Annotated in this window: 12 protein-coding genes and 7 pseudogenes; 14 read left to right on the top strand and 5 right to left on the bottom strand. The window is 46.9% G+C overall.

The features are described 5' to 3' along the window. Positions 1-102: 102 nt before the first annotated feature. Positions 103-3,265 (bottom strand): annotated as a pseudogene (locus tag C7123_RS10615) (glycoside hydrolase family 2 TIM barrel-domain containing protein). Positions 3,266-3,456: 191 nt separating this feature from the next. On the opposite strand from C7123_RS10615, the pseudogene C7123_RS10605 reads away from it, so the two are divergent. The 4 genes and pseudogenes from C7123_RS10605 (at position 3,457) to C7123_RS10585 (ending at position 10,923) form a co-directional block, all read left to right on the top strand. Further along, a pseudogene (locus tag C7123_RS10605) lies at positions 3,457-4,759 on the top strand (IS1380 family transposase). 283 nt (positions 4,760-5,042) lie between these two features. Next, on the top strand, positions 5,043-7,778 hold the full coding sequence (locus C7123_RS10600; protein ID WP_083206835.1) for a SusC/RagA family TonB-linked outer membrane protein: 2,736 nt from the start codon (positions 5,043-5,045) through the stop codon (positions 7,776-7,778). 32 nt (positions 7,779-7,810) lie between these two features. Then, the gene (locus C7123_RS10595; RefSeq protein WP_037979006.1) at positions 7,811-9,430 is read left to right on the top strand and encodes a RagB/SusD family nutrient uptake outer membrane protein; all 1,620 of its coding nucleotides are present in this window, start codon (positions 7,811-7,813) and stop codon (positions 9,428-9,430) included. A 190-nt stretch (positions 9,431-9,620) separates the two neighbouring features. Further along, a pseudogene (locus tag C7123_RS10585) lies at positions 9,621-10,923 on the top strand (IS1380 family transposase). 309 nt (positions 10,924-11,232) lie between these two features. On the opposite strand, the gene C7123_RS10580 reads toward C7123_RS10585, so the two are convergent. The 3 genes and pseudogenes from C7123_RS10580 to C7123_RS10570 form a co-directional block, all read right to left on the bottom strand. Then, a complete protein-coding gene (locus C7123_RS10580; RefSeq protein WP_069175005.1) occupies positions 11,233-11,556 on the bottom strand; it encodes a hypothetical protein in 324 nt (107 codons plus the stop codon). Then, on the bottom strand, positions 11,525-12,670 hold the full coding sequence (locus C7123_RS10575) for a hypothetical protein (RefSeq protein WP_069175004.1): 1,146 nt from the start codon (positions 12,668-12,670) through the stop codon (positions 11,525-11,527). Before C7123_RS10575 ends, C7123_RS10580 begins: the two co-directional genes overlap by 32 nt. Before the next feature lie 262 nt (positions 12,671-12,932). Next, positions 12,933-14,028, bottom strand: a pseudogene (locus tag C7123_RS10570) (ISAs1 family transposase). Between C7123_RS10570 and C7123_RS10565 the strand changes: the two are divergent. The 10 genes and pseudogenes from C7123_RS10565 to C7123_RS10525 all read left to right on the top strand — a co-directional run bounded on the left by C7123_RS10565 (position 14,027) and on the right by C7123_RS10525 (position 21,136). Continuing rightward, positions 14,027-16,051 (top strand): bifunctional DNA primase/helicase, encoded by a 2,025-nt coding sequence (locus C7123_RS10565; RefSeq protein WP_069175003.1) that lies wholly within the window; start codon positions 14,027-14,029, stop codon positions 16,049-16,051. The pseudogene C7123_RS10570 and the gene C7123_RS10565 sit on opposite strands and share 2 nt — an antisense overlap. Before the next feature lie 8 nt (positions 16,052-16,059). Further along, complete coding sequence (locus tag C7123_RS10560) at positions 16,060-16,254, top strand: helix-turn-helix domain-containing protein (RefSeq protein WP_237269311.1); 195 nt, start codon at positions 16,060-16,062, stop codon at positions 16,252-16,254. A 121-nt stretch (positions 16,255-16,375) separates the two neighbouring features. Beyond that, positions 16,376-16,918: pseudogene (locus tag C7123_RS10555) on the top strand (DUF6088 family protein); the annotation flags it as partial. After that, a complete protein-coding gene (locus C7123_RS10550; RefSeq protein ID WP_069175001.1) occupies positions 16,915-17,919 on the top strand; it encodes a nucleotidyl transferase AbiEii/AbiGii toxin family protein in 1,005 nt (334 codons plus the stop codon). The pseudogene C7123_RS10555 and the gene C7123_RS10550, both read left to right, overlap by 4 nt. A gap of 204 nt (positions 17,920-18,123) precedes the next feature. Continuing rightward, positions 18,124-19,039: pseudogene (locus C7123_RS10545) on the top strand (IS982 family transposase). 9 nt (positions 19,040-19,048) lie between these two features. Next, positions 19,049-19,249 (top strand): annotated as a pseudogene (gene traM, locus C7123_RS10540) (conjugative transposon protein TraM); the annotation flags it as partial. 24 nt (positions 19,250-19,273) lie between these two features. Further along, entirely contained in the window at positions 19,274-19,420 is a 147-nt protein-coding gene (locus C7123_RS13000) for a hypothetical protein (RefSeq protein ID WP_159049876.1), read from the top strand. Positions 19,421-19,894: 474 nt separating this feature from the next. After that, positions 19,895-20,029, top strand: a complete 135-nt coding sequence (locus C7123_RS10535) for a conjugal transfer protein TraO (RefSeq protein WP_083207024.1) — start codon at positions 19,895-19,897, stop codon at positions 20,027-20,029. Between the two features lie 12 nt (positions 20,030-20,041). After that, a complete protein-coding gene (locus C7123_RS10530) occupies positions 20,042-20,500 on the top strand; it encodes a DUF3872 domain-containing protein (protein WP_069174999.1) in 459 nt (152 codons plus the stop codon). Positions 20,501-20,614: 114 nt separating this feature from the next. Further along, positions 20,615-21,136 (top strand): glycoside hydrolase family protein, encoded by a 522-nt coding sequence (locus C7123_RS10525; RefSeq protein ID WP_069174998.1) that lies wholly within the window; start codon positions 20,615-20,617, stop codon positions 21,134-21,136. Positions 21,137-21,286: 150 nt separating this feature from the next. Here C7123_RS10525 and C7123_RS12995 read toward each other — a convergent pair whose 3' ends face one another. Then, positions 21,287-21,463, bottom strand: a complete 177-nt coding sequence (locus tag C7123_RS12995) for a hypothetical protein (protein ID WP_159049902.1) — start codon at positions 21,461-21,463, stop codon at positions 21,287-21,289. Positions 21,464-21,598: the final 135 nt, after the last annotated feature.

The following is a 21,598-nucleotide window of genomic DNA, read 5'->3' as shown; positions in this document are numbered from 1 at the left end:
TACCGAAAAAAGTTTCTCATAACATTGTGATTCTAATTAAAAACGCCTTTGCAATTCTCATGCAAAGGCGTTTTTTTTATTTTCTTAATACAGATGTTCTGCTTAGAATACTGGTACTATCCAGAAGTGCATAGCACGATTTTCAGCTGGCAACTGATATTTCTTCAGTGGTTCAGAACCCCAGCTATCAATACCGCCCACACCCATCGTTGCACCATCCAAAGTGAGATTAGTGTACTTAGACAGTGGCACCTGATAGCTATGACGCTGATGCTTCTCACTTCCCTCATCGAGGTCAGAGATATTGTAATGTAATGCACTGGCAGAGAAAGCAGCCTCGTCAAATAATACTCGGAAACCACGACCACTGTTATCAGTCTGTTGCCACCAACGGATGTCACTCTTCGTACCTGTTTCCTGTGGACGGATGTAAGGGAAAAACTGCTTATCAGCAGTCTGCTCATAGCGTCCGATGCGCTGTGATAGCTTACGATCAGCATAGTTTTCAATAGGTCCACGACCATAGAATACCGACTTATCCATCTCGTAAGGCAACTGCATCAACATACCGAAGCGAGGAAGCTGAGGAGCCTTGCTATCTTCTTTGAATTCTATATCCATACTTACGTGGAGTGCACCATCTGATGCTATATGGTAAACGAGGCACAGCTGTCCGCCAACCTGTGGTAGTTCATACACCGCTGTGAGACTATTTATCTTCTTCTCAACCTGCAGTGATTTCAGTGTCATCGCAGGATTCTTCCAAACTGACAGACGCTTCTGGAAATTGGCTCCCATATCATTATCTGTCACAGCACGCCAGAAGTTAGGCTTCAAAGTACCACCTTCACCCCAAAAACTACGACCATCAACCTTATAACTGTTAAGGAAACCTGTCTTACGATCGAAAGTGATATCGAAGTTATTGCCAGCAAAGCGAACAAAGCTGTCCTTCACATTGTCTGTGACCTTTATCTTTTGCTTGACGATAGGCTCCATCTTTGGCATTGGTTGCCAAGGCTGTACCTCCATCTGCATTTCAGCAATAGTCTGCCCTGCAGCCATCAAAGGTTCGGCAGACTTCAACTTAAAGTCAATATTCAACAACACTTCACCATCAAACTCCTTACCTGCTATTGGCAAGGTGTATTCAACTGTCTGCTGTGGTGCAATATTCAATTGGTCAATCGTACCTTTCTCAACGATTTTACCTTCATTTACAAGGCTCCACTCCATACGATAGTTGCTAAGATTGCGGAAGAAGTATTCGTTATGGACAGCAATCTTACCCTGTTTGAGGTCGACGGGGTGTGCCCAAATATTCTGATATTCGTATGCAACCTCATAGGCATGTGGATTTAGTTGACGGTCAGGACCAATCATACCATTGCAGTTGAAGTTGTTATCTGATGGGTCCGTCTTATTGTAGTCACCACCGTATGTGTATTCGGTCTTCACATTGGCAGCATCAGCCGCACGTTCATAATCTTCCAAAGAGCGAGAAGCGTCAAAATTAGGGTTGCGATGTAAGCCTTGATCTACGAAGTCCCAATCGAATCCACCTTGGAACTTAGGATACTTGCGTACAAGGTCCCAGTAGTCTTTCAAGTTACCACCTGAGTTACCCATCGTATGATTATACTCGCACTGGATAAGAGGGCGAGTGCACTTTGCGTTCTTTAAACAATCCTCACAAGCCTTTGGAGAATAGTACATTGGGCAGAAGATGTCCGTAGCATAGCCGTTTAGCTCTGCCCGCTCATATTGTACAGGGCGACTCTGGTCCTGTAACTTAATCCAATTGTATGCATCATCAAAGTTCTTGCTATAACAAGTTTCGTTACTAAGACTCCAAAAAATGACGCTTGAGTGGTTAAACTTTGTTCCGACATTATGCTGATTGCGTTCCATAATCTGCTTGGCAAAGAGCGGACTGCCCGATATAGCATTCTTGCTGTAACCAAAGCCGTGGCTTTCCTGATTAGCCTCAGCAACAACGTAGAGTCCATACTCGTCGCAAAGGTCGTACCAAATAGGGTCGTCAGGATAGTGACAAGTACGCACAGCATTGACATTCAACCTTTTCATCAGTTTAATGTCCTGAAGCATACGCTCACGTGTCACAACATAACCACCGTCTGGGTCCATCTCATGACGGTTAGCTCCCTTGAAGAGAACAGGCTGACCATTGACCAGTACTTGTGCATTCTTTATTTCAACCTTGCGGAAACCAACCTTGAGTGGGATAGTCTCGATAGCCTTGCTCGTCTTAGCATCCTCTACATTAACATAGAGGTTATAGAGGTAAGGAGTCTCAGCCGACCACTTCTTAGGGTTTCTAAGTTCCATAAAAGCCTTTGCTTGTCCTGCCTTATCAGCTGTGACGACGGTCTTAGCTGCAAGATTATTATCTGCATCCTCCAATATTAAGAACGCCTTTGTGCTACCAGCAAGTTGGAGATTGACACTAAGTGTACCATCCTTATAGTCATTGGCGAGGTCAGGTGTTACACGAATATCTTTCAGGTGCTGCTTTGCATCGCGAGCATAGAGATAGCTATCGCGAGCAACACCACTGAGCCGCCAGAAGTCCTGATCCTCACAATAGCTGCCATCTGACCAACGGAACACCTGAAAAGCAAACTGATTTTCACCCTTCTTGATGTACTTTGTTACATCAAACTCTGGTCCAATCTTTGAGTCTTCACTGTAACCTACGAACTTACCGTTCACCCACAGATATACGCAAGACGTTACAGAGCCAAAATGAGCAATAACTTGTTTACCATCCCAGTTGTCTGGTAATAGTACGACGATAAGAACCTACGTGATTTTCCGTAAAAGGAACTTCTGGAGGGTTGTTCTTAAAGTTACCACGCCATGCAAAACCGATGTTCACATAGACAGGGTCGCCATAGCCATTCACCTCCCAGATACCAGGAACGGGGAAGGTTTTCCACTGAGAATCGTCAAAATCAGTGCGAAAAAAGTCGGTTGGACGTTGATCGGCATTCTCAACCCAATTAAACTTCCAATCTCCATTGAGCGAAAGATAGTTAGCTGATTGCTTCATATCAAACTTCCTACTGTGCACATTCTCAGTCGGTGCGAAGGCAAAGAAGTCTGTATGCGTTGCAAAACGATTGACGGCATTCACCTGAAGATCATGCCATTCGGTGAAAGTAGGCTCAACAATGGTTTTCTGTGCATGAATACCAGACACAGACATGCCCATCAGCAAAGCCGTTAGAAGAATCTTATCCATATTAATGATAATTTAGGCTTCTCTCTTTAAGTTCCTCAACTCATAAAAGAGTATATATCCTTAATTCCGCAGCATAAATTCTTGTAAGAACTCCAAGTGTTCTGAGAAACAAAGTTCTCAGAACACTTGGATATGTCAGAAATTTCACCTATCTTGGTGCTGCAAACATAACAAGTAAGCAAAAATCTGACATGGTAAAGGTAGCAATTAAAAACGAGAATATCACTTCTTTCGGTGGAATTTATCATATTATGGACGTATTTTCAAAGTTGGGCTTTGAAAAACTTACAGAATCTGTCTTGGGCAAACGTGGGTGTAGCGATAAGGCTTTTAGTCATGGAAGCATTTTCGGTTCTCTCTTCTTCAGTTACCTTTGTGGTGGAGAATGTCTTGAGAATATCAATACACTTATAGGGCAGTTCAGGCAGAGACCTGGTACGCAACTGCCTGGTGCCGACACTGTAGGACGTGGACTTAAGGATCTTGCCGAAGAGAATGTCGTCTATAAGAGCGAGATCTCTGGGAAGTCGTATAGCTTCAATGCAGCAGAGAAACTGGACACCTTACTTCTGCGAATGATACGACAGATGGGGCTTATAAAGGTAGGCAGCCATGTTGACTTGGACTTTGATCATCAGTTTATTCCTGCCCACAAGTTCGATGCAAAATATTCTTACAAACAGGATTTTGGCTACTTCCCTGGTTGGGCTTCCATTGGGGGCATTATCGTTGGAGGTGAGAATCGTGATGGAAACACCAATGTGAAATTTCATCAGGAAGACACGCTTCGTCGCATTATGGACCGAGTAATCTCAGAACTTGGTGTGACAATAGAGCGTTTCCGTGCCGACTGTGGGTCGTTCTCAAAGGAAATTATCCAAACCGTAGAGCAACGCTGTAACACATTCTATATACGTGCTGCCAACTGTGGCACTCGTTATGAAGAGTTCCGCCAACTGAAAGAATGGAAGAGCGTCGAGGTTGGTTATGAAAAATACGATGTCACATCCATCAACATGGACAACCTCATTGAAGGAAAGTCATACAGGCTTGTCGTACAGCGAAGTCCTTTAAGGGACAAGGGTGGTAAGAAACAGACGGATATGTTCGGAGTGATATACACATATCGCTGTATCCTTTACCAATGATTGGGTATCAACCGAGAAAGACATCATTACATTTTACAATGGACGAGGAGCAAGTGAAAAGAACTTCGACATACAGAACAATGACTTCGGCTGGGCACATCTGCCCTTTTCCTTTATGGCTGAGAACATGGTGTTCATGATGGTTACCGCCATGCTGAAGAACTTCTATCTCTATCTCGTCCGTCGTATCAGTGAAAAGGTTAAGCCGTTGAAAAAGACAAGCAGATTGAAAGCCTTTATCCTGCAATTTGTCAGTGTGCCAGCGAAATGGGTGCGCACAGGAAGGCAGAACGTTCTAAACCTTTATACCAATAAAGCATACTACTCTGAAGTTTTCCTTGAATAAACAGCATTTCTTTGTGGTATTCATTTTCCCCATTGGCTTGGGTGGGGGATTTTATGCGCCTGCAAGGACTAATACCAGTCTAAGGTCGCTTCCTATCACATGTAGAGGCAAAAAGACTCCTCAACACACAAAATCATATCACAAGAAAAAGTGCTGCGGAATTAAGGTATATAAGGACAACACGGCAAAGTAGCAAAAAAAACTGCAATCACCGATCTATCTCCCGAAAAATATGTATATTTGCTTGGATAATCAGTATAAATAACATTTATTGCATCCTAACATGAGTAGACAATACATTCTAACCCGCTCTCTTGTTTGCTGCCTTTTGGTAATTGGTGTTACAGATGTTGCCAATGCACAGAGACGACATAAAGCGATCACTACAGAGCAAAGGCAGCCATTATTCCTTGTCAATGACACCTTTCCTGTTATCGGCTCAATGGCAAAGGTAGGTGAAAAGCAGATGAATAAAGGTTTAGTTAATTCTGCTATCAATGCCCTTTCAGGACAAGCTGTCGGTGTAAATGTCGTTACAAATGGTCAGGACCGTATGGCAATGTTGACGAGTGTGCGCGTTCGTGGTACCACATCACTTACTGGTGGTAACGATCCTCTGGTCCTCATTGATGGTGTTTCAAGTGATTTGGCAACGCTATCTACTATTTACCCAGCTGATATAGAGAGCTTTACTATTCTTAAAAATGCGTCAGAAACATCTAAGTATGGTTCACGAGGAGCATCGGGTGTTATTGAGGTAAAGACAAGGCGTGGAAATGGTAGCAAGTTTCAGATTTATTACGATGGAGCAGTTGGTTTTGATAAAGTATGCAAACATCTTCGTATGCTGAATGCAGCAGAGTATATTAGTGCTGCAAAAGCTTTAGGGTTAGATTACGTTGACAAAGGTTATGACACTGATTTTCAGAAAGAAATAGTACGAATAGGATTTGTCAATTCACATCATGTGGCTTTTAGTGGAGGTAGTGACAAATCCAACTATCGTGCCTCATTAGGCTATGTGCGTGGACAGACGGTTATAAAAACTAAGGATTACAATAACTTCATGGCTAAGTTGGATATCTCGCAACTTGCCTTTGATGAGAAATTGAAAATAGATTTTGGCGTATTCGGTTCTTCCCAGCAAGATGAAAAGATATTCGATCTTCAGGCACTTTCCTATTCTACCGCCGCAATGAATCCAACACTTTCATTCCATAAAGTTGGAAATGGATGGCAAAGGAACAACAACGCTTCACAGATTGCACCGACTGAACCACTGCTCTTTGAACGAAACGACGAGAAGAATCTTACGTTCAATTCACATCTACAATTATCCCTGCAGCTTCCTCATAACCTGCAGTTGTCTGCCTTAGGTTCCTATTCCTATACCTCAACGGAGAATGGGAAGTTTGCTCCTACATGGGTATGGGCACAGGGATTAGCTTATAGAGGAGAACGAAAGGCAGAGGAAATATTAGGTAATATCTCTCTTGATTGGAAGCATCGTTGGGGTGCAAACAACCTCTCTGCCACCATTCTTGCCGAATATCAGAAGAAGAAGATGGCTGCCTTTTGGACACAAGTAAAGGGATTAGCCAACAATTACTTTGGTTATAACAACCTTGGTGTAGCTTCAGATCGTCCTTACGGAGGTACGGGGAGCAGTTATGCCGACCCAAGTCTTGCCTCTTTTATGGGTACACTTACCTATACATTGCTCAATCGATACACACTTAATCTGACAACACGTGCAGATGGTTCGTCAATGGTTGGTAAAGACCATACTTGGGGTTTCTTCCCTTCTATCTCAGCAACATGGAATATTAAGAAAGAACGTTTCCTTCGTGATAACAATACGGTTAGTCTTATGGACCTACGAACAGGCTATGGTCAGTCAGGAAACCTTGGTGGAATCAGTTCTTATCTGACTTTAAAACAGTATATTCCGGTTGGTTTAATCTCATATAATGGAACACCAACGGTCACAATGGGTACCTTACGAAATAGTAATCCTGACCTACGTTGGGAAACACGTAGCACCTTTAATATTGGTGCTGACCTTGGTTTCTTCAAAAATCGATTATTGCTCACAGCAGAGTATTACTATTCTAAGACAACTGATATGCTTTATGAATATGACGTACCAGTACCAACTTTCGCCTTTGATAAGCTGCTGGCAAATATCGGTTCAATGTCTAATAGTGGTTGTGAGTTGGGCATAGGCATCGTTCCTATCTCAAAGAAAGACATGGAGCTCAATGTTAACATTAATATGGCATGGCAAAAGAATAAACTCCTCTCCCTCAATGGCAAACTCAATGGAAGGGATATGACAGCATCAGATATTACTCCTATCGGTGGCATGAATGGTGCCGGTTTCCATGGCGGTTATAATGATATTATTTATCAGATAGTAGGTCAACCGTTAGGTGTTTTCTATCTTCCTCATTGCAAAGGAATCGTTGACAACGGACATGGACACAACAAATACGACATTGCAGATTTGAATAATGATAACGTAATCGACCTCAGTGATCATGGTGACAGATATGTTGCAGGACAGGCTACACCAAAGATGACGTTGGGGTCAAACATCAGTTTTAGATACAAAGACTTCGATGTCTCCTTACAGATGAATGGTGCTTTCGGGCATAAGATATTTAACGGCACAGCCCTGTCTTATCTGAATATGTCGAATTTCCCAGACTATAACGTCCTTGCAGAAGCTCCAGCACGGAATATCGTTGACCAAAACGTGACTGACTATTGGTTGGAACGTGGTGATTATCTGAACTTCGATTATCTTACAATCGGTTGGAACACACCCGTTAGAAACAAATATTTCAGTTCATTACGTGTATCTTTCAGCATCAATAACCTCGCAACAATTACAAGCTATAGTGGTTTGACACCGATTATTAATAGCTATGTAGTTGACAACACGTTAGGCATTGACGACAAGCGCACCTATCCCCCTTATCGTACTTACTCTTTCGGAGTAAGCATTAAGTTCTAAGCAATTGATTACAACAAAGCATACTATTCTAAATGAAATACTTACTTCGACCTCTATTTTTTTTTAGCATCCTTACGTTAACTGGCTGCCTGGACGAGAACTGCAAAGATTGTCTCGATACACAGCATGTCTATACAACAGACAATGATGTTTATATTAATGCTGTCGCTACCTTGTATAACTACATAGGAGGTGACAAAGATAGCGAGGGGCTACAAGGTACTTATCGTGGTGTGTACGACTATAATACGTTCACAACAGATGAAGCTATCATACCGGTCCGTGGTGGTGATTGGTATGACGGAGGCTTCTGGGTAGACTTATACAGACACAACTGGGCAGTAGATAGTAAACCACTTTACGACACATGGAAGTATCTCTATAAGGTCATTGTTTTCAGTAATGAAGCACTTGCTACAATCGACAAGAACAGACAGCTACTGACCGACAATCAATACAAGGCTTATCGGGCTGAAGTCAGAGCAATCCGCGCCTTATACTACTATTATCTAATGGATATGTTTGGTAACATACCATTGGTAACAACAGTAAGCGAAGATACTGAGAACACGAAACAAACAAGTCGCCCGGAGGTATATAAGTTTATTGTAAAGGAACTACAAGAGGCAATGCCACTGCTTTCCACTGGGCATAGCAACCTTGCAGGCACAGACTATGGACGTGTAACGCGCTCTGTGGCTAACTTCTTACTTGCCAAGTTAATGCTGAATGGTGAGGTTTATTCTGATTCAGATTGGACAGATAGTCAGCAACCTAATGGTAAACAAATTTACTTTACCGTTGATGGTCAGCAAATGAATATATGGCAGGCTTGCAAATACTACTGCGATAAAGTCACTGCTGATGGATTTACGTTAGCACCAGATTACCTCAGTAACTTCTCAGTTCACAACGAGACCTCACCAGAGAATATATTTATCATTCCTGTTGACAAGCACCTTTATAAGAACCAATTCCAATATCTCTTCCGCTCTCGTCACTATGCACACGGAAGCGCTTTAGGTACAGGGGCTGAGAACGGGGCTTGTGCAACGATATCTACTGTCAATACCTTTGGGTATGGGACGAATAATGTTGACACTCGATATGCCTATAACCTTTATTCAGACACAGTTCGAGTAGATGGGAATGTTGTATATTTAGAGAATGGGAAGCCACTTGTCTATATGCCGCTTGCCGTAGAGATAAACCTTACCAACAGTTCATATATTAAGACTGCAGGTGCGAGAATGGCGAAATATGAGGTAGACCGCACCTCATACAATGATGGAAAAAATCCTAACAATGACATTGTTCTCTTCCGTTATGCTGATGTTTTACTTATGAAGGCAGAAGCGGCTGTGCGTAACGGAGAGAATGGCAACACAGAACTGAACCTTGTTCGTAGCCGTAGTGGAATGGGAAATAGAACAGCAACATTAGAGAATATCCTAAACGAACGTATTATGGAACTAATGTGGGAAGGCTGGCGTCGTAATGACCTCATCCGTTTCAACCGATTTCATAAGTCTTACGACATCCGTACAGCACCCGCAACGGAAGCCGACCGACATACTATCGTCTTCCCTATCCCATCACGTGCATTAGACCTCAATAAGAACCTAAAGCAAAATAAAGGCTATAAGCGGTAGCGATTAGATGAAGGCTTGTCAAACGATAAATAACTTCCAAGCTATAAGTATAGTCTCCCTTAATTCCGCAGCATAAATTCTTGTAAGAACTCCAAGTGTTCTGAGAAACAAAGTTCTCAGAACACTTGGATATGTCAGAAATTTCACCTATCTTGGTGCTGCAAACATAACAAGTAAGCAAAAATCTGACATGGTAAAGGTAGCAATTAAAAACGAGAATATCACTTCTTTCGGTGGAATTTATCATATTATGGACGTATTTTCAAAGTTGGGCTTTGAAAAACTTACAGAATCTGTCTTGGGCAAACGTGGGTGTAGCGATAAGGCTTTTAGTCATGGAAGCATTTTCGGTTCTCTCTTCTTCAGTTACCTTTGTGGTGGAGAATGTCTTGAGAATATCAATACACTTATAGGGCAGTTCAGGCAGAGACCTGGTACGCAACTGCCTGGTGCCGACACTGTAGGACGTGGACTTAAGGATCTTGCCGAAGAGAATGTCGTCTATAAGAGCGAGATCTCTGGGAAGTCGTATAGCTTCAATGCAGCAGAGAAACTGGACACCTTACTTCTGCGAATGATACGACAGATGGGGCTTATAAAGGTAGGCAGCCATGTTGACTTGGACTTTGATCATCAGTTTATTCCTGCCCACAAGTTCGATGCAAAATATTCTTACAAACAGGATTTTGGCTACTTCCCTGGTTGGGCTTCCATTGGGGGCATTATCGTTGGAGGTGAGAATCGTGATGGAAACACCAATGTGAAATTTCATCAGGAAGACACGCTTCGTCGCATTATGGACCGAGTAATCTCAGAACTTGGTGTGACAATAGAGCGTTTCCGTGCCGACTGTGGGTCGTTCTCAAAGGAAATTATCCAAACCGTAGAGCAACGCTGTAACACATTCTATATACGTGCTGCCAACTGTGGCACTCGTTATGAAGAGTTCCGCCAACTGAAAGAATGGAAGAGCGTCGAGGTTGGTTATGAAAAATACGATGTCACATCCATCAACATGGACAACCTCATTGAAGGAAAGTCATACAGGCTTGTCGTACAGCGAAGTCCTTTAAGGGACAAGGGTGGTAAGAAACAGACGGATATGTTCGGAGTGATATACACATATCGCTGTATCCTTTACCAATGATTGGGTATCAACCGAGAAAGACATCATTACATTTTACAATGGACGAGGAGCAAGTGAAAAGAACTTCGACATACAGAACAATGACTTCGGCTGGGCACATCTGCCCTTTTCCTTTATGGCTGAGAACATGGTGTTCATGATGGTTACCGCCATGCTGAAGAACTTCTATCTCTATCTCGTCCGTCGTATCAGTGAAAAGGTTAAGCCGTTGAAAAAGACAAGCAGATTGAAAGCCTTTATCCTGCAATTTGTCAGTGTGCCAGCGAAATGGGTGCGCACAGGAAGGCAGAACGTTCTAAACCTTTATACCAATAAAGCATACTACTCTGAAGTTTTCCTTGAATAAACAGCATTTCTTTGTGGTATTCATTTTCCCCATTGGCTTGGGTGGGGGATTTTATGCGCCTGCAAGGACTAATACCAGTCTAAGGTCGCTTCCTATCACATGTAGAGGCAAAAAGACTCCTCAACACACAAAATTATATCACAAGAAAAAGTGCTGCGGAATTAAGGTAAATAAATATCTGTCGCGGCCTGCGGAAAATTGCCTTGCTTGAAGAAGGGATCCTGCGAACCGGTCGGCGTTTGGGACATATTCACGCTGTCGATGTTGCCGCGGATGCGCAGGGTGAACCTTCCGCCGTGTGCGGAGTCGTTATTGGGGAGCGCGAGGATGGCATCCGTGGGCGGTATTGGGTAGGGCGGTGCCGGCGTGAGAGGTGGCCGGCGTCGCGGTGCGGTCTTTTACGTCGTGCGCGATACATACCCGCGCGTCGGGCTGCAGCACCACGGCGCCGTCGACGAATGTCTGCCCGATATCTACGGCTTTTTTCCAGAAGGGCTTAATTGAATAAGCAACGGATGCGCCTGAATTGCATCGACCAAGCTGCCCAATAAACTTCATAGCATCCGGCTGGATCGTGGTATCGATACTCGCTTCATCTTTTTCAAAGTACCAGCGGATATCTTCGAATATCAAGTTGCTGAATTGATGGATACCCGTCGGGAGCACGATACTCGTGGGGCGCTGATAGTTTTTCAGCGATCCCCCATTGTTCGCCGCAGAGGAGAGAGATCTGATTAGACAAAGCGGCGGCATCCTGCATCGGGCTACCCGTCAGCTGCACCAAACGCACCCCATCGTCCGTCGGATAATTCCTGCGCGTGCTGTCTGGGCTGCCTATGCGACCGAAAAAAGTAGGATCCCACGACTTCGTATAGTACCCGTCGATCGTAGAAGTATATACCGCCTCCGGGATAGGGGCAGGTCCAGAAGATGTTTCTGCATACGTTCCCGCTGGCATCTGATGCTGTATGACTCTAATGATATAACCGCCCGGCACATTGGGATCGTTTACGCAGCTGATTGCCGTAAAGACCGTTTCACCACATGGCGCGAAAGCATCCTTGCCTCCATGTCTGCTTCTTACGACTCCATTTAAAGCTGGAGTTAGGTCTGGATGATCGCCAATCCCTAACTTATACCATTTTTCTGCCTTATAGTTCGTATAATTATTCTTGTTGAAAGAGAACTCTATCAACTTGAGCTGAGGTGTTCCATCTGGTGATTTTTGAAATCGTTTAGGCTGCGTATTTGCATCCAATCCTGCTAAGTCGGGGTAGCTCGTTGGATAGGGAACGTTGTTGGGATGCATCGATTTGTTCGGAATACGATTAATTACGGAGATCCATCCCAGCGCGTATCCCTGTCCAGTATAAGCTCGGATTACCATATTTCCATTGGGACGGTTTCCGTCGACGCCGTTATCACCTATTTTGATGTCGGTTAAGCTCGGCGAGACAAAAAGTGGATAGGTGTACGCCCGATTGTAGGCTACCCCGCCGGTGTACGAGAAATCTGGATTAGGATAAGGGCTCAGCGTGAGGTTGGGACCCAGTATATTTCTCGTCGCACTCGTTCCGTTGCTGATGATCGAGGACTCTCCGGCGCCGAATGCGTTATTCACCTTCACCGTTCCGCTCGGATTGCCGTCCGGACTCAGTATAGCGCCTGCCTGCCCCCATATTTTGCCCCCGGAAGAGGCGAGAAGGGCCGCGATAAGTAGCGTAGCGTAAAGTCTTTTCTTCTTCATATTGTATCGAGTAAAAAATTGAGCCGGCAAAGATAGAAGAAGGTCCAACCGACTCCTTTCTAACCCTTTATTATCCCAGGGCAACCGCATCAAATTTTGAGGAGCTCTTTGAGATAGTCGATATTGAGAAGCTGTTTGGAATTTATTTCGGAGGATATTCAGAGGATATTTCCTGGGATTTTGTTCCATCTTTTTCGTCACATAGCTCACTATGCTCCTTAAAAGATGGAACAAAAGGGCGGAAATAGACAGGGCAACCGCATCAAATTTTGAGTAGCTTTTTGAGGTAGTCGATATTGAGAGCTGCCTTGAAGAGCCTCTTTCTAAGAGATAGCTTGTCTTTCTACTGAGAGACAATGGCTAAGGCAAGTTTCCTTATAGTGTTCAGATTCGTGGCAGCGTATTCTTTGCGCGCCCTGCAATGATCCTCTCTAAAGGTCACGTCAAGGTGCCAATGCAATCTGTTTTCTATTCCCCAATGACCACGAATATAGGAGCTGATCTTTTCCATAGCCTCAGCCGGCAAACTACTCAACTAGTACTGTTTTTCATGCCGTTCAGTCCCGTCTGATAAGGTGACAAGGCGATCGACCTGGATCAGAGAAGACAAATTTTTCCAAGCATCGCATTGCGATTCATCCAACACCTCTTGAGAGCAAAGGGCTGTATAAGTCCGCTCTTCTACCCTCCCATGATCTTTTTCCAAAGTGTTGTATGCAAACTCTTTGCAGCGGCCTGTAAAAGCGTCTTTTACGTCTTCTGCCAAGTGCTTATGATTCCCCTTCAAAGCCAAAACGTAATCAGCCTCTGATTCCACAATCTTCCCTGAGCAATACCGGTTTGCGTCCCCATGGCATCGATACTTACCACGGCACCCGAGAGGTCTATGCTGTCAAGCAATTCTGGAATGGCCGTAATTTCATTACTCTTCTCATCCACCGTCTCTCCGGCAAGGCAAATGGACTGTTCATTGACCCACGCCGAAAGTATGTGGGTGAACGAATTAGAGGATTTTGATCCGCGTATTCGTTTGCCATCAATAGAGACGTGTTTCCCTTTAAGGTCTTCTATAAGCGTATCCCCGAAGACCGATAAACACGCTCCAAAAGCCTTCGGATCAATTCGAGGAATTACTCTTTCGAAAGTGTCCACGCTCGGACAACCATTGGGCAGTTCCACCAAAGGTTCTAGGTCCTCGCCTCGTTCTCGACAGAGTTCATACATAGAATAGAGACGTAATCGGCACCACCGCAGAGATAGGTGGCTATGGCAATAATGATTATGTCACTCACTTTATGCTTACAACGTCCTTTCACCCGTGGATCGAGTGCTGATGTGATCTCTTCAAATTTTTCCATGTCCCCTAAGAACAGCATTTTGATGCGGTTGCCCTGTCATTACATCCCCTTCGCCATCACACCAGGGATGAAGTTTCGCAATCCGCTCTACGATGATCAGCGGGCGTCGTGCTTCATCTATAAGGTGCCTCGAACGGGCATTTACCGCATGAACGACTTCGGGGATCCTACCTGCTCGGGCGACTGCTTTTGGTTTGTAGCGACGCTGCACGGCATGGATTTGCAAAAGGATTTCCCTCGCATCTTGGAGAAGATCATCCGTGACCTATCCCTATCCATCCCCCTGCCGGAGAGTGCTTCCGGAACAGTTCGGTCCGGAATTGACAGCAAGCAGGTACTCCACTCAACACCGACACTTGTGGAGCCGGCTGGCAGACCTTACCGCATTGAGGAAAAGGCCTTCGACGAAAGCGAATGCGCCTATTGGGGACAGTACGGGATTACACCACATGTGTTGCAGCGCTATGGCGTCCGATCACTCCGCAGCTTCCGCAGCGAGACGGCCGAAGGGAAGCGTTACGGCTTTATGAGCAGCACCCACGAGCCACTATTCGGCTACGTGCGCAAGAATTACGTGAAGATCTATCGCCCATCAAGTGCGACCCGATTCGTCTATGGCGGCCGCCTACCGGACATCTACACGTTCGGCATAGAGCTACTCCCGCAACGGGGTGACATGCTGTTCATCACCGGCGGCGAGAAGGATGTGATGTCTCTCGCCGCACACGGCTTTCACGCTATTTGCTTCAACAGTGAGACGGCAGAGATTGACGCCTCCATCATAGAGATGCTCGTTCGACGCTTCCGTCATGTCTTCTTCCTCTACGACGCTGACGAGACGGGCGTGAAGGCTTCCACCCTCAGATGCGAACAGTTTGCCGCCTACAACGTCCGACGCATCGAACTGCCACTGGCTGGAACGAAGGCCGAGAAGGACATCTCTGATTACTTCCGCTTGGGATACAGCGCGGAGGACTTCCATCGCCTGATTGCCGACCATTTGGAGCGGCTTTATACGCAAACGCTCATGCTGCTCGACTCGTGCGAGATCGATTATCGCCATCCGCCCGACCGTTCCCAAACGGTGATCGCATCGCGCGGTGTCCCGCTGGGCACCTACGACAACCTGTTCTGTATTACCGGGGGCGAAGGGACGGGGAAAAGCAATTATGTATCGGCATTAATTGCCGGGACACTGCTGACCGAGATTCCAACACCTCCACCCGATCTACTCGGGCTGGAGGTTACGCCCAACACGTCGCAAAAGGCCGTCCTACACTACGACACAGAGCAATCCGAGTACCAGCTTCACCGCAACGTGGGGAAAACCCTGCGGCGGGTCGGACTCGATGCAATGCCGACGTTTTACCACCCCGTTTTCCTCGCTGCACTCTCTCGCAAGGATCGCTTGCAGCTCATCAAAGACAGCCTTGATCTCTACCATCACCGACACGGTGGCATCCATCTTGTTGTCATCGACGGCATCGCCGACCTGATCCGTTCGGCCAACGACGAAGCCGAGAGCATCGCCGTGGTGGATGAACTCTATCGGCTGGCGGGCATTTACCACACGTGCATCCTCTGCGTGCTCCACTTTGTGCCTAACGGCATCAAGCTGCGCGGACATATCGGCTCGGAGCTGCAACGCAAGTCGGCCGCCATTCTGTCGATTGAGAAGGACGATAACCCAGCGCTGTCGGTCGTGAAGGCGCTGAAGGTGCGTGACGGCAGTCCGCTTGATGTCCCGATCATGCTCTTCGGTTGGAATAAGGAACGCGATATGCACGTCTCCCGCGGCGAGAAGTCGGAAGAAGAGCGTGAGCGATGCAAGACTGCCGAGCTGTTGCTGATCGCCCGTGAAGTGTTCCGTGAGCGTGACCGCCTCTCGCATGACGAGCTTCTTCGATTGATCATGCAGACAGTAGAAGTAAAAGAGCGGACCGCTAAAGACTACATCCGCCACATCCAAGAGAGCGGCCTGATAGGGCAACAGAAAGACAACCATTATACATTGAAGAAATGACGAACGAGATGAAAACCAAACCAGATGAACCGAAATATTACGATGCCTTTGACGTGGCTCGTATCCTGCGCATCCACCACAAGACGGCCCTAATTTGGGGGAAGAAAGGCATGTTACCCTCCGTCAAGATCGGCAACCGCCGCTACTTTTCCGCCGAAGGCATCTTGGCGTTCAAAAAGTCGGAGAATTGCAATGAGAAGTAGAAGGTTTTGCAAAAACAATCAACCTTTGCGCCGTAATCGTTGCACTCTTTTCGAGACATATGTATATCACTGACAGTATTGCAGCACGGATCAAAGACGCTCCGCATGGGAGGTCTTCTTTGTCTCTGACTTTTCCCGTTCGGGAAATGACGTATTTATCAGTCGCGTCTTATCGAGGCTCGTGGATCAAAAGAAATTAGCTCGGCTGGCCACCGGTGTATACTATAAGCCTCGCGAAACCGATTTCGGGATGGTCAAGCCGAGCATCGAGCAGATCGTCCGCGCCATTGCTAGGCGAGATCACGCACAAATCATGCCGACGGGGCAAACAGCTGAAAATCGCTTAGGGCTATCCACGCAGATTCCCCTGAACCATGTGTATTTGACCACCGGATCAGCTCGAAGCATCGTATTAGGAAATACCCGGATCGTATTCAAACGCAGTGCACCGAGGAACTTTGCTTACAAAGGCAAATTGATCCCTACACTGATTCAAGCCATGAAGTCGATCGGCCGTGGCAACCTGACTGACCGACAGCGAACTCGAATCAAGGAGTTGCTAAGCAGCTATAATGAGCCGGAAACCTTCGAACACGACTTGGCGCTGGCTCCCTTGTGGATCAAGAAAATCATTACCCAAACGACCAAAGCACTTCAAGGATGAACTGGCTGTCTCATTCCATAGAAGATCGGCGGATCATTCTCCGTCAAACGGCCGAGACGGAAGGTCTTCCGGAATATGCGATCGAAAAAGACTGGTGGGTAACGATGACGCTGAAGGCCATATTCCAAACGGAGTGCGCCGCTTCTCTACTGTTCAAAGGCGGCACGAGCTTGAGCAAGGGCTGGAAGCTGATCCAGCGATTCAGCGAAGACATTGACCTCTCTATTGACCATCAATATTTCAGGGAAACAGTCGAAAACAACAACCAGCTAAAGATGTTGCGCAAGCAATGCCGACGTTACGTTGTCGACATGTTGGTCGGAGACATAGATTGCCGAATGGAGGCAATGGGCCTGTCCGGCTATCGGATTTATCCGGTGGTGGAACAGGGCGGCAACAAGGTGTCTACCAATAGCGATCCGACGGAGATCATCATCGAGTACCCGTCCGTCATCGGCGCGGCCTCCGACTATGTGCGGCCGGCGGTCAAAGTGGAAATCAGCTGCCTCTCCATGAAGGAACCTTTTAAGGTAAAGGAGATTACAACCTTGATCAGCGATGCGTTTCCACGTGCCGGCCGAGACACCTCGGCCGTCATTCCCATCGTGCTTCCCTCCAGAACATTCTTGGAAAAGGCCTTCCTGCTCTGCGAAGAATTTCAGAAAGAAGCGCCTCGCAGCTTGCGGATGAGCCGACACCTATATGACTTGGAGCGGTTGATGGATACCGAATTTGGCATACAGGCACTGGCTGATGCGGAGCTTTACAAAGCCATCGTCGAACATCGCAGGATGTTCTATCACGTTTCTTATGCAGACTACGACAAGAATTATCCGGATCGAATCGCTTTCTATCCTCCCGAGAGGAGCCTGAAAACGTGGGAAAGCGACTATAAGGCACTGCAAGACGCGTTTGTCTACGGGGATAAATTGCCTTTTCGCCAATTGCTGCTTCGTATAGAGGAGTTGCAGAGGCGGTTCCGAGAGATGGACATCAAATGAAAAAGATCGAAAGGTCCGGGAGCTCAAAAAGATTAGGAGTCCGATGAGTAACTGACCGGAATCACACCTGCTCTTCTGCGCAAAAATGGTGCAACGGTAATCAGATCAACGTGAGTTTGACGTAAGAAAAGGGGCGAAAAGAGGTGGGAGTCAAGAGTGAGGTTTTTATCTTTAATACGTTGAAAACAAAGAGCAAACCCAACAATGATTCTCACCAATAAAACTGTAGAGATCTACTATCTCGTAGACGAATTCTTGAAAGAATACGACGCCGTAATCAAAAGTCATTCCTTGGAAGAAGGAGCCCCAAAGAAAAGGAGGAACCGCAAATTCACTATGTCCGGTAGTGAGGTGATGACGATTCTCATCCTTTTCCACGTCTCCTCTTTTCGAGACCTGAAGCATTTCTATCTCTTCGTCCGATCACGCATGAAGTCTGATTTCCCCCATACCGTGTCCTACAACCGATTTGTAGAGTTAGAGCGAAAAGTCTGTATCCCGCTTGCTGTCTTCCTAAAAATGAAGGCTTTGGGGCAATGTGCCGGCATATCTTTTATCGATTCTACTCCCATCCGAAGCTGCCATATCAAAAGAGAAAAGCAGCATAAAACCTTCAAGGAATTTGCCCGGAAAGGGAAAAGTACGCTGGGGTGGTTCTATGGATTCAAACTCCACTTGATCATTAATGACAAGGGGGAACTGCTCGGGTTTTCTTCTGACTCCGGGCAATGTAGACGACAGAGTCCCCTTGAAACACATGGACTTCCATAAACGGATCTTCGGGTAACTCTTCGTAGACAGGGGCTATATCTCGAAAGACCTCTTCGAACAGCTCTTCATTGACGGAGTCCACCTCATCACGCGTCTGAAAAAGGGTCTGTAAAGAATGCCTTGATGCTTCAACATGACAAGATTATGCTCCGGAAAAGATCTCTGATCGAGACTGTTAATGATCAACTGAAGAACGTTTGTCAGATAGAGCTTGACCCGCCATCGTTGCTTCCCAAACTTCATTATCAATCTGTTATCGGCTTTGGCTGCTTTCTCCTTTTTCGACAAAAAGCCCTCCATCAACACCGCCGAGGAGTTTGTACATCCCTCTTTCCTGCCGGTTGCTTAAGTCGAACTCGCGTTCAAAGAAGTGGGCGCGGGCGTCGGTGGAACAATTGGGACGAGCTTCACCTTCGCCTCTTCGGCCAAAGATCAACTCATCGCCGAGGCCGCCCGAGGCGTGATGCAGGGCGCCAGTCAGCTTCTACAGAAGAAGCTCCGGACTATCAAGGTGACAGTCAAAAGCGGTCACCGACTCTTCCTCGTTCAAGCCAAATAACCCTTTCTTATTCTCCCATAAACCATGAAAAAACTCCTCCTATCCGCCGTCCTTTGCTGCGGATTCATCACCACAACCTTCGCTACAAGTACCGACACGTTGCGCACGCAGATGCGCTCTACCGGCAACCTGTATCAAGGCATGAGCCGCGCTGTCCCTAACTGCCGTTAGCCCTCTGGAAGAAACTTCCACGGTATCCTCAACCGCTGTTTGGTCTCTGGAAGAAACTTCCACGGTACCCCCAACGGAAGATAGGCCTCTGGCAGAAACTTCCACGGTGCCTCCAACGACTGTTAGGCCTTTGGCAGAAACTTCCACGGTATCTCTAACGGCTGTAAAGTCTCTGGCAGAAACTTCTACGGCACTTCAACCGGCTGTTGAGCCTCTGGCAGAAACTTCCACGGTATCTCCAACGGCTGTTAGGCCTCTGGCAGAAACTTCCACGGTTTTACTCGCCGCTCCCACCACCCATTCACATTATTTATTGCCCGCTGAGTATGCATGCCGGTTTACAAGAGTTTTATCCGGACTAATCCAGCCGCTCGTCCTTGAGAAAATCCTTATGGAAGCCACCAACGTCCTCCAATCGAAGGCCGACATCGATAAAGAGCACAAGGCGATTCGCGCCTTGTCGGAGGCGGCGGGCTGCATCTCGCTGTAGAACTGTTCCTGTCGGATCACCTGCTCTTTGTCGTCGGCGGCCGCGGACTGTTCCTCTTCGGCTCGGACGTCTATCCTTTTCGACCTGCTATCTCGGCAGGATTTCGCATCAACCTCTAACCCCAATGAATCATGAAAACGAACATCCGTAATGCGGCATGGACAATCATCGTCCTGCTCCTGGCCGGGTTTTGCTGGGTTGGCTGTGATCGCCGTCTGGACGTGCGAACGGTTTACCCGTTCCAAGTCACCACGATGCCCATCCCGAAAATCCTTGCGCCGGGCGAAGAAGTCGAGATCCGTTGCACGCTCGCGCCCGAACGCATCGTGAAGGGCACGCGCTACACCCTGCGCTATTTTCAGTACGACGGCAGTGGAGTGCTGCGCATCGGCCGACGCGGTAAACCCCTCACGCCGAACGATCGCTACGTCATCGCGCCGGGACATTTCACCCTCTATTACTATTCACTCTCTGCCGAGCGACAGTCGCTCGAGGTCGTGATCGAGGACAACCTCGGCCAGAGTCAAACGCTCGCCTTCGACTTCAACCATAAGGAGAACAAAGTCTCTTCGGAAGACATCTCTGTCTGAATGCATCTTTTTTTCATCGCCTATTTTGTTCATAACCCTGACATGAAAAGCATCTGTCCGCGACGGATCGGTGCTTTTGTCTTTTTATCCACCCCGAAAACATCTGACCACCTTATGAAAACGAAAATCGGACGCGGCCTGCTCGCGCTCCTTGTTTGTGCCCAAGCGCTCGCCGCGCCCAACGCGCATGCTTGGGCGCGGAGCGATCGGCTGTTCAGCCTTCCACGCTTCGAGCGAGCCGTCGCGTGCATCAAACATTACGAAGGGCAGCATGGCCCGAAGAACTATCCTTATGTCGGCTACGGTCACCGCCTGCTACCCGGTGAGCGGCTTTCGTGTGCGATGACAAAACGGCAGGCGGACTCTCTGCTTCGCGCAGATCTAAAGAAACGGCTCGTCACGTTTCGTCGCTTCGGGCGTGATTCGTTGCTCCTTGCCGTGTTGTCATACAGCGTCGGTGAATACCGCCTCTTAGGCTACGGCAAACAGCCGAAGAGTCGCCTCGTCCAGAAGCTGGAATCGGGCGACAGAGACATCCGAGGTGAGTACACCTCGTTCTGCCGATACCGCGGCAAAGAGCTGAAAGCACTGCGTTTACGACGTCGCGTGGAGCTTGCGCTACTCTATGAAAAGTGACGGGAAGAAGGTCTCGATAGATCCTCTCCCCGTCATTGCTATTATAGCGTCTCAAAGTAGTAGTCGGCAAACGACCCAAGCCAATGCAGCAGCAATGCAGATCCATCGGATCAGGAAGAACAGAAGGCGGAAGGCGATTTGGAGCGTTGCTCAAATAAGATACACGAAGGCAAACAGCATCAAGATGGCGGTCAATTCTTCCGAAACGCCTATGGCTTTCAACGCCACAATACAGACGACGATCCAAATGATTTTATGCGGTAATGCGAGGAGGCGTCGTTTCGTTTCAAATCCGTTTTGGGAGTGATAAGATCTTTCCGTTTTCATCGTGCTGACATTTTTTTTGCGTTCAAAGCTCGGAGTATGCCGGTTTCGTTTCGAGGGCAACAAAGGGCAGACGATGAGGGGATAAGGCAAGGCTCTACGCCGATAAAATACGCTGTGAAACGTCAGTGTAACAGG

It is taken from the genome of Tannerella serpentiformis, from assembly GCF_003033925.1.
Lineage (GTDB): Bacteria > Bacteroidota > Bacteroidia > Bacteroidales > Tannerellaceae > Tannerella > Tannerella serpentiformis.
This window is presented reverse-complemented; position numbering and strand designations above follow the sequence as displayed.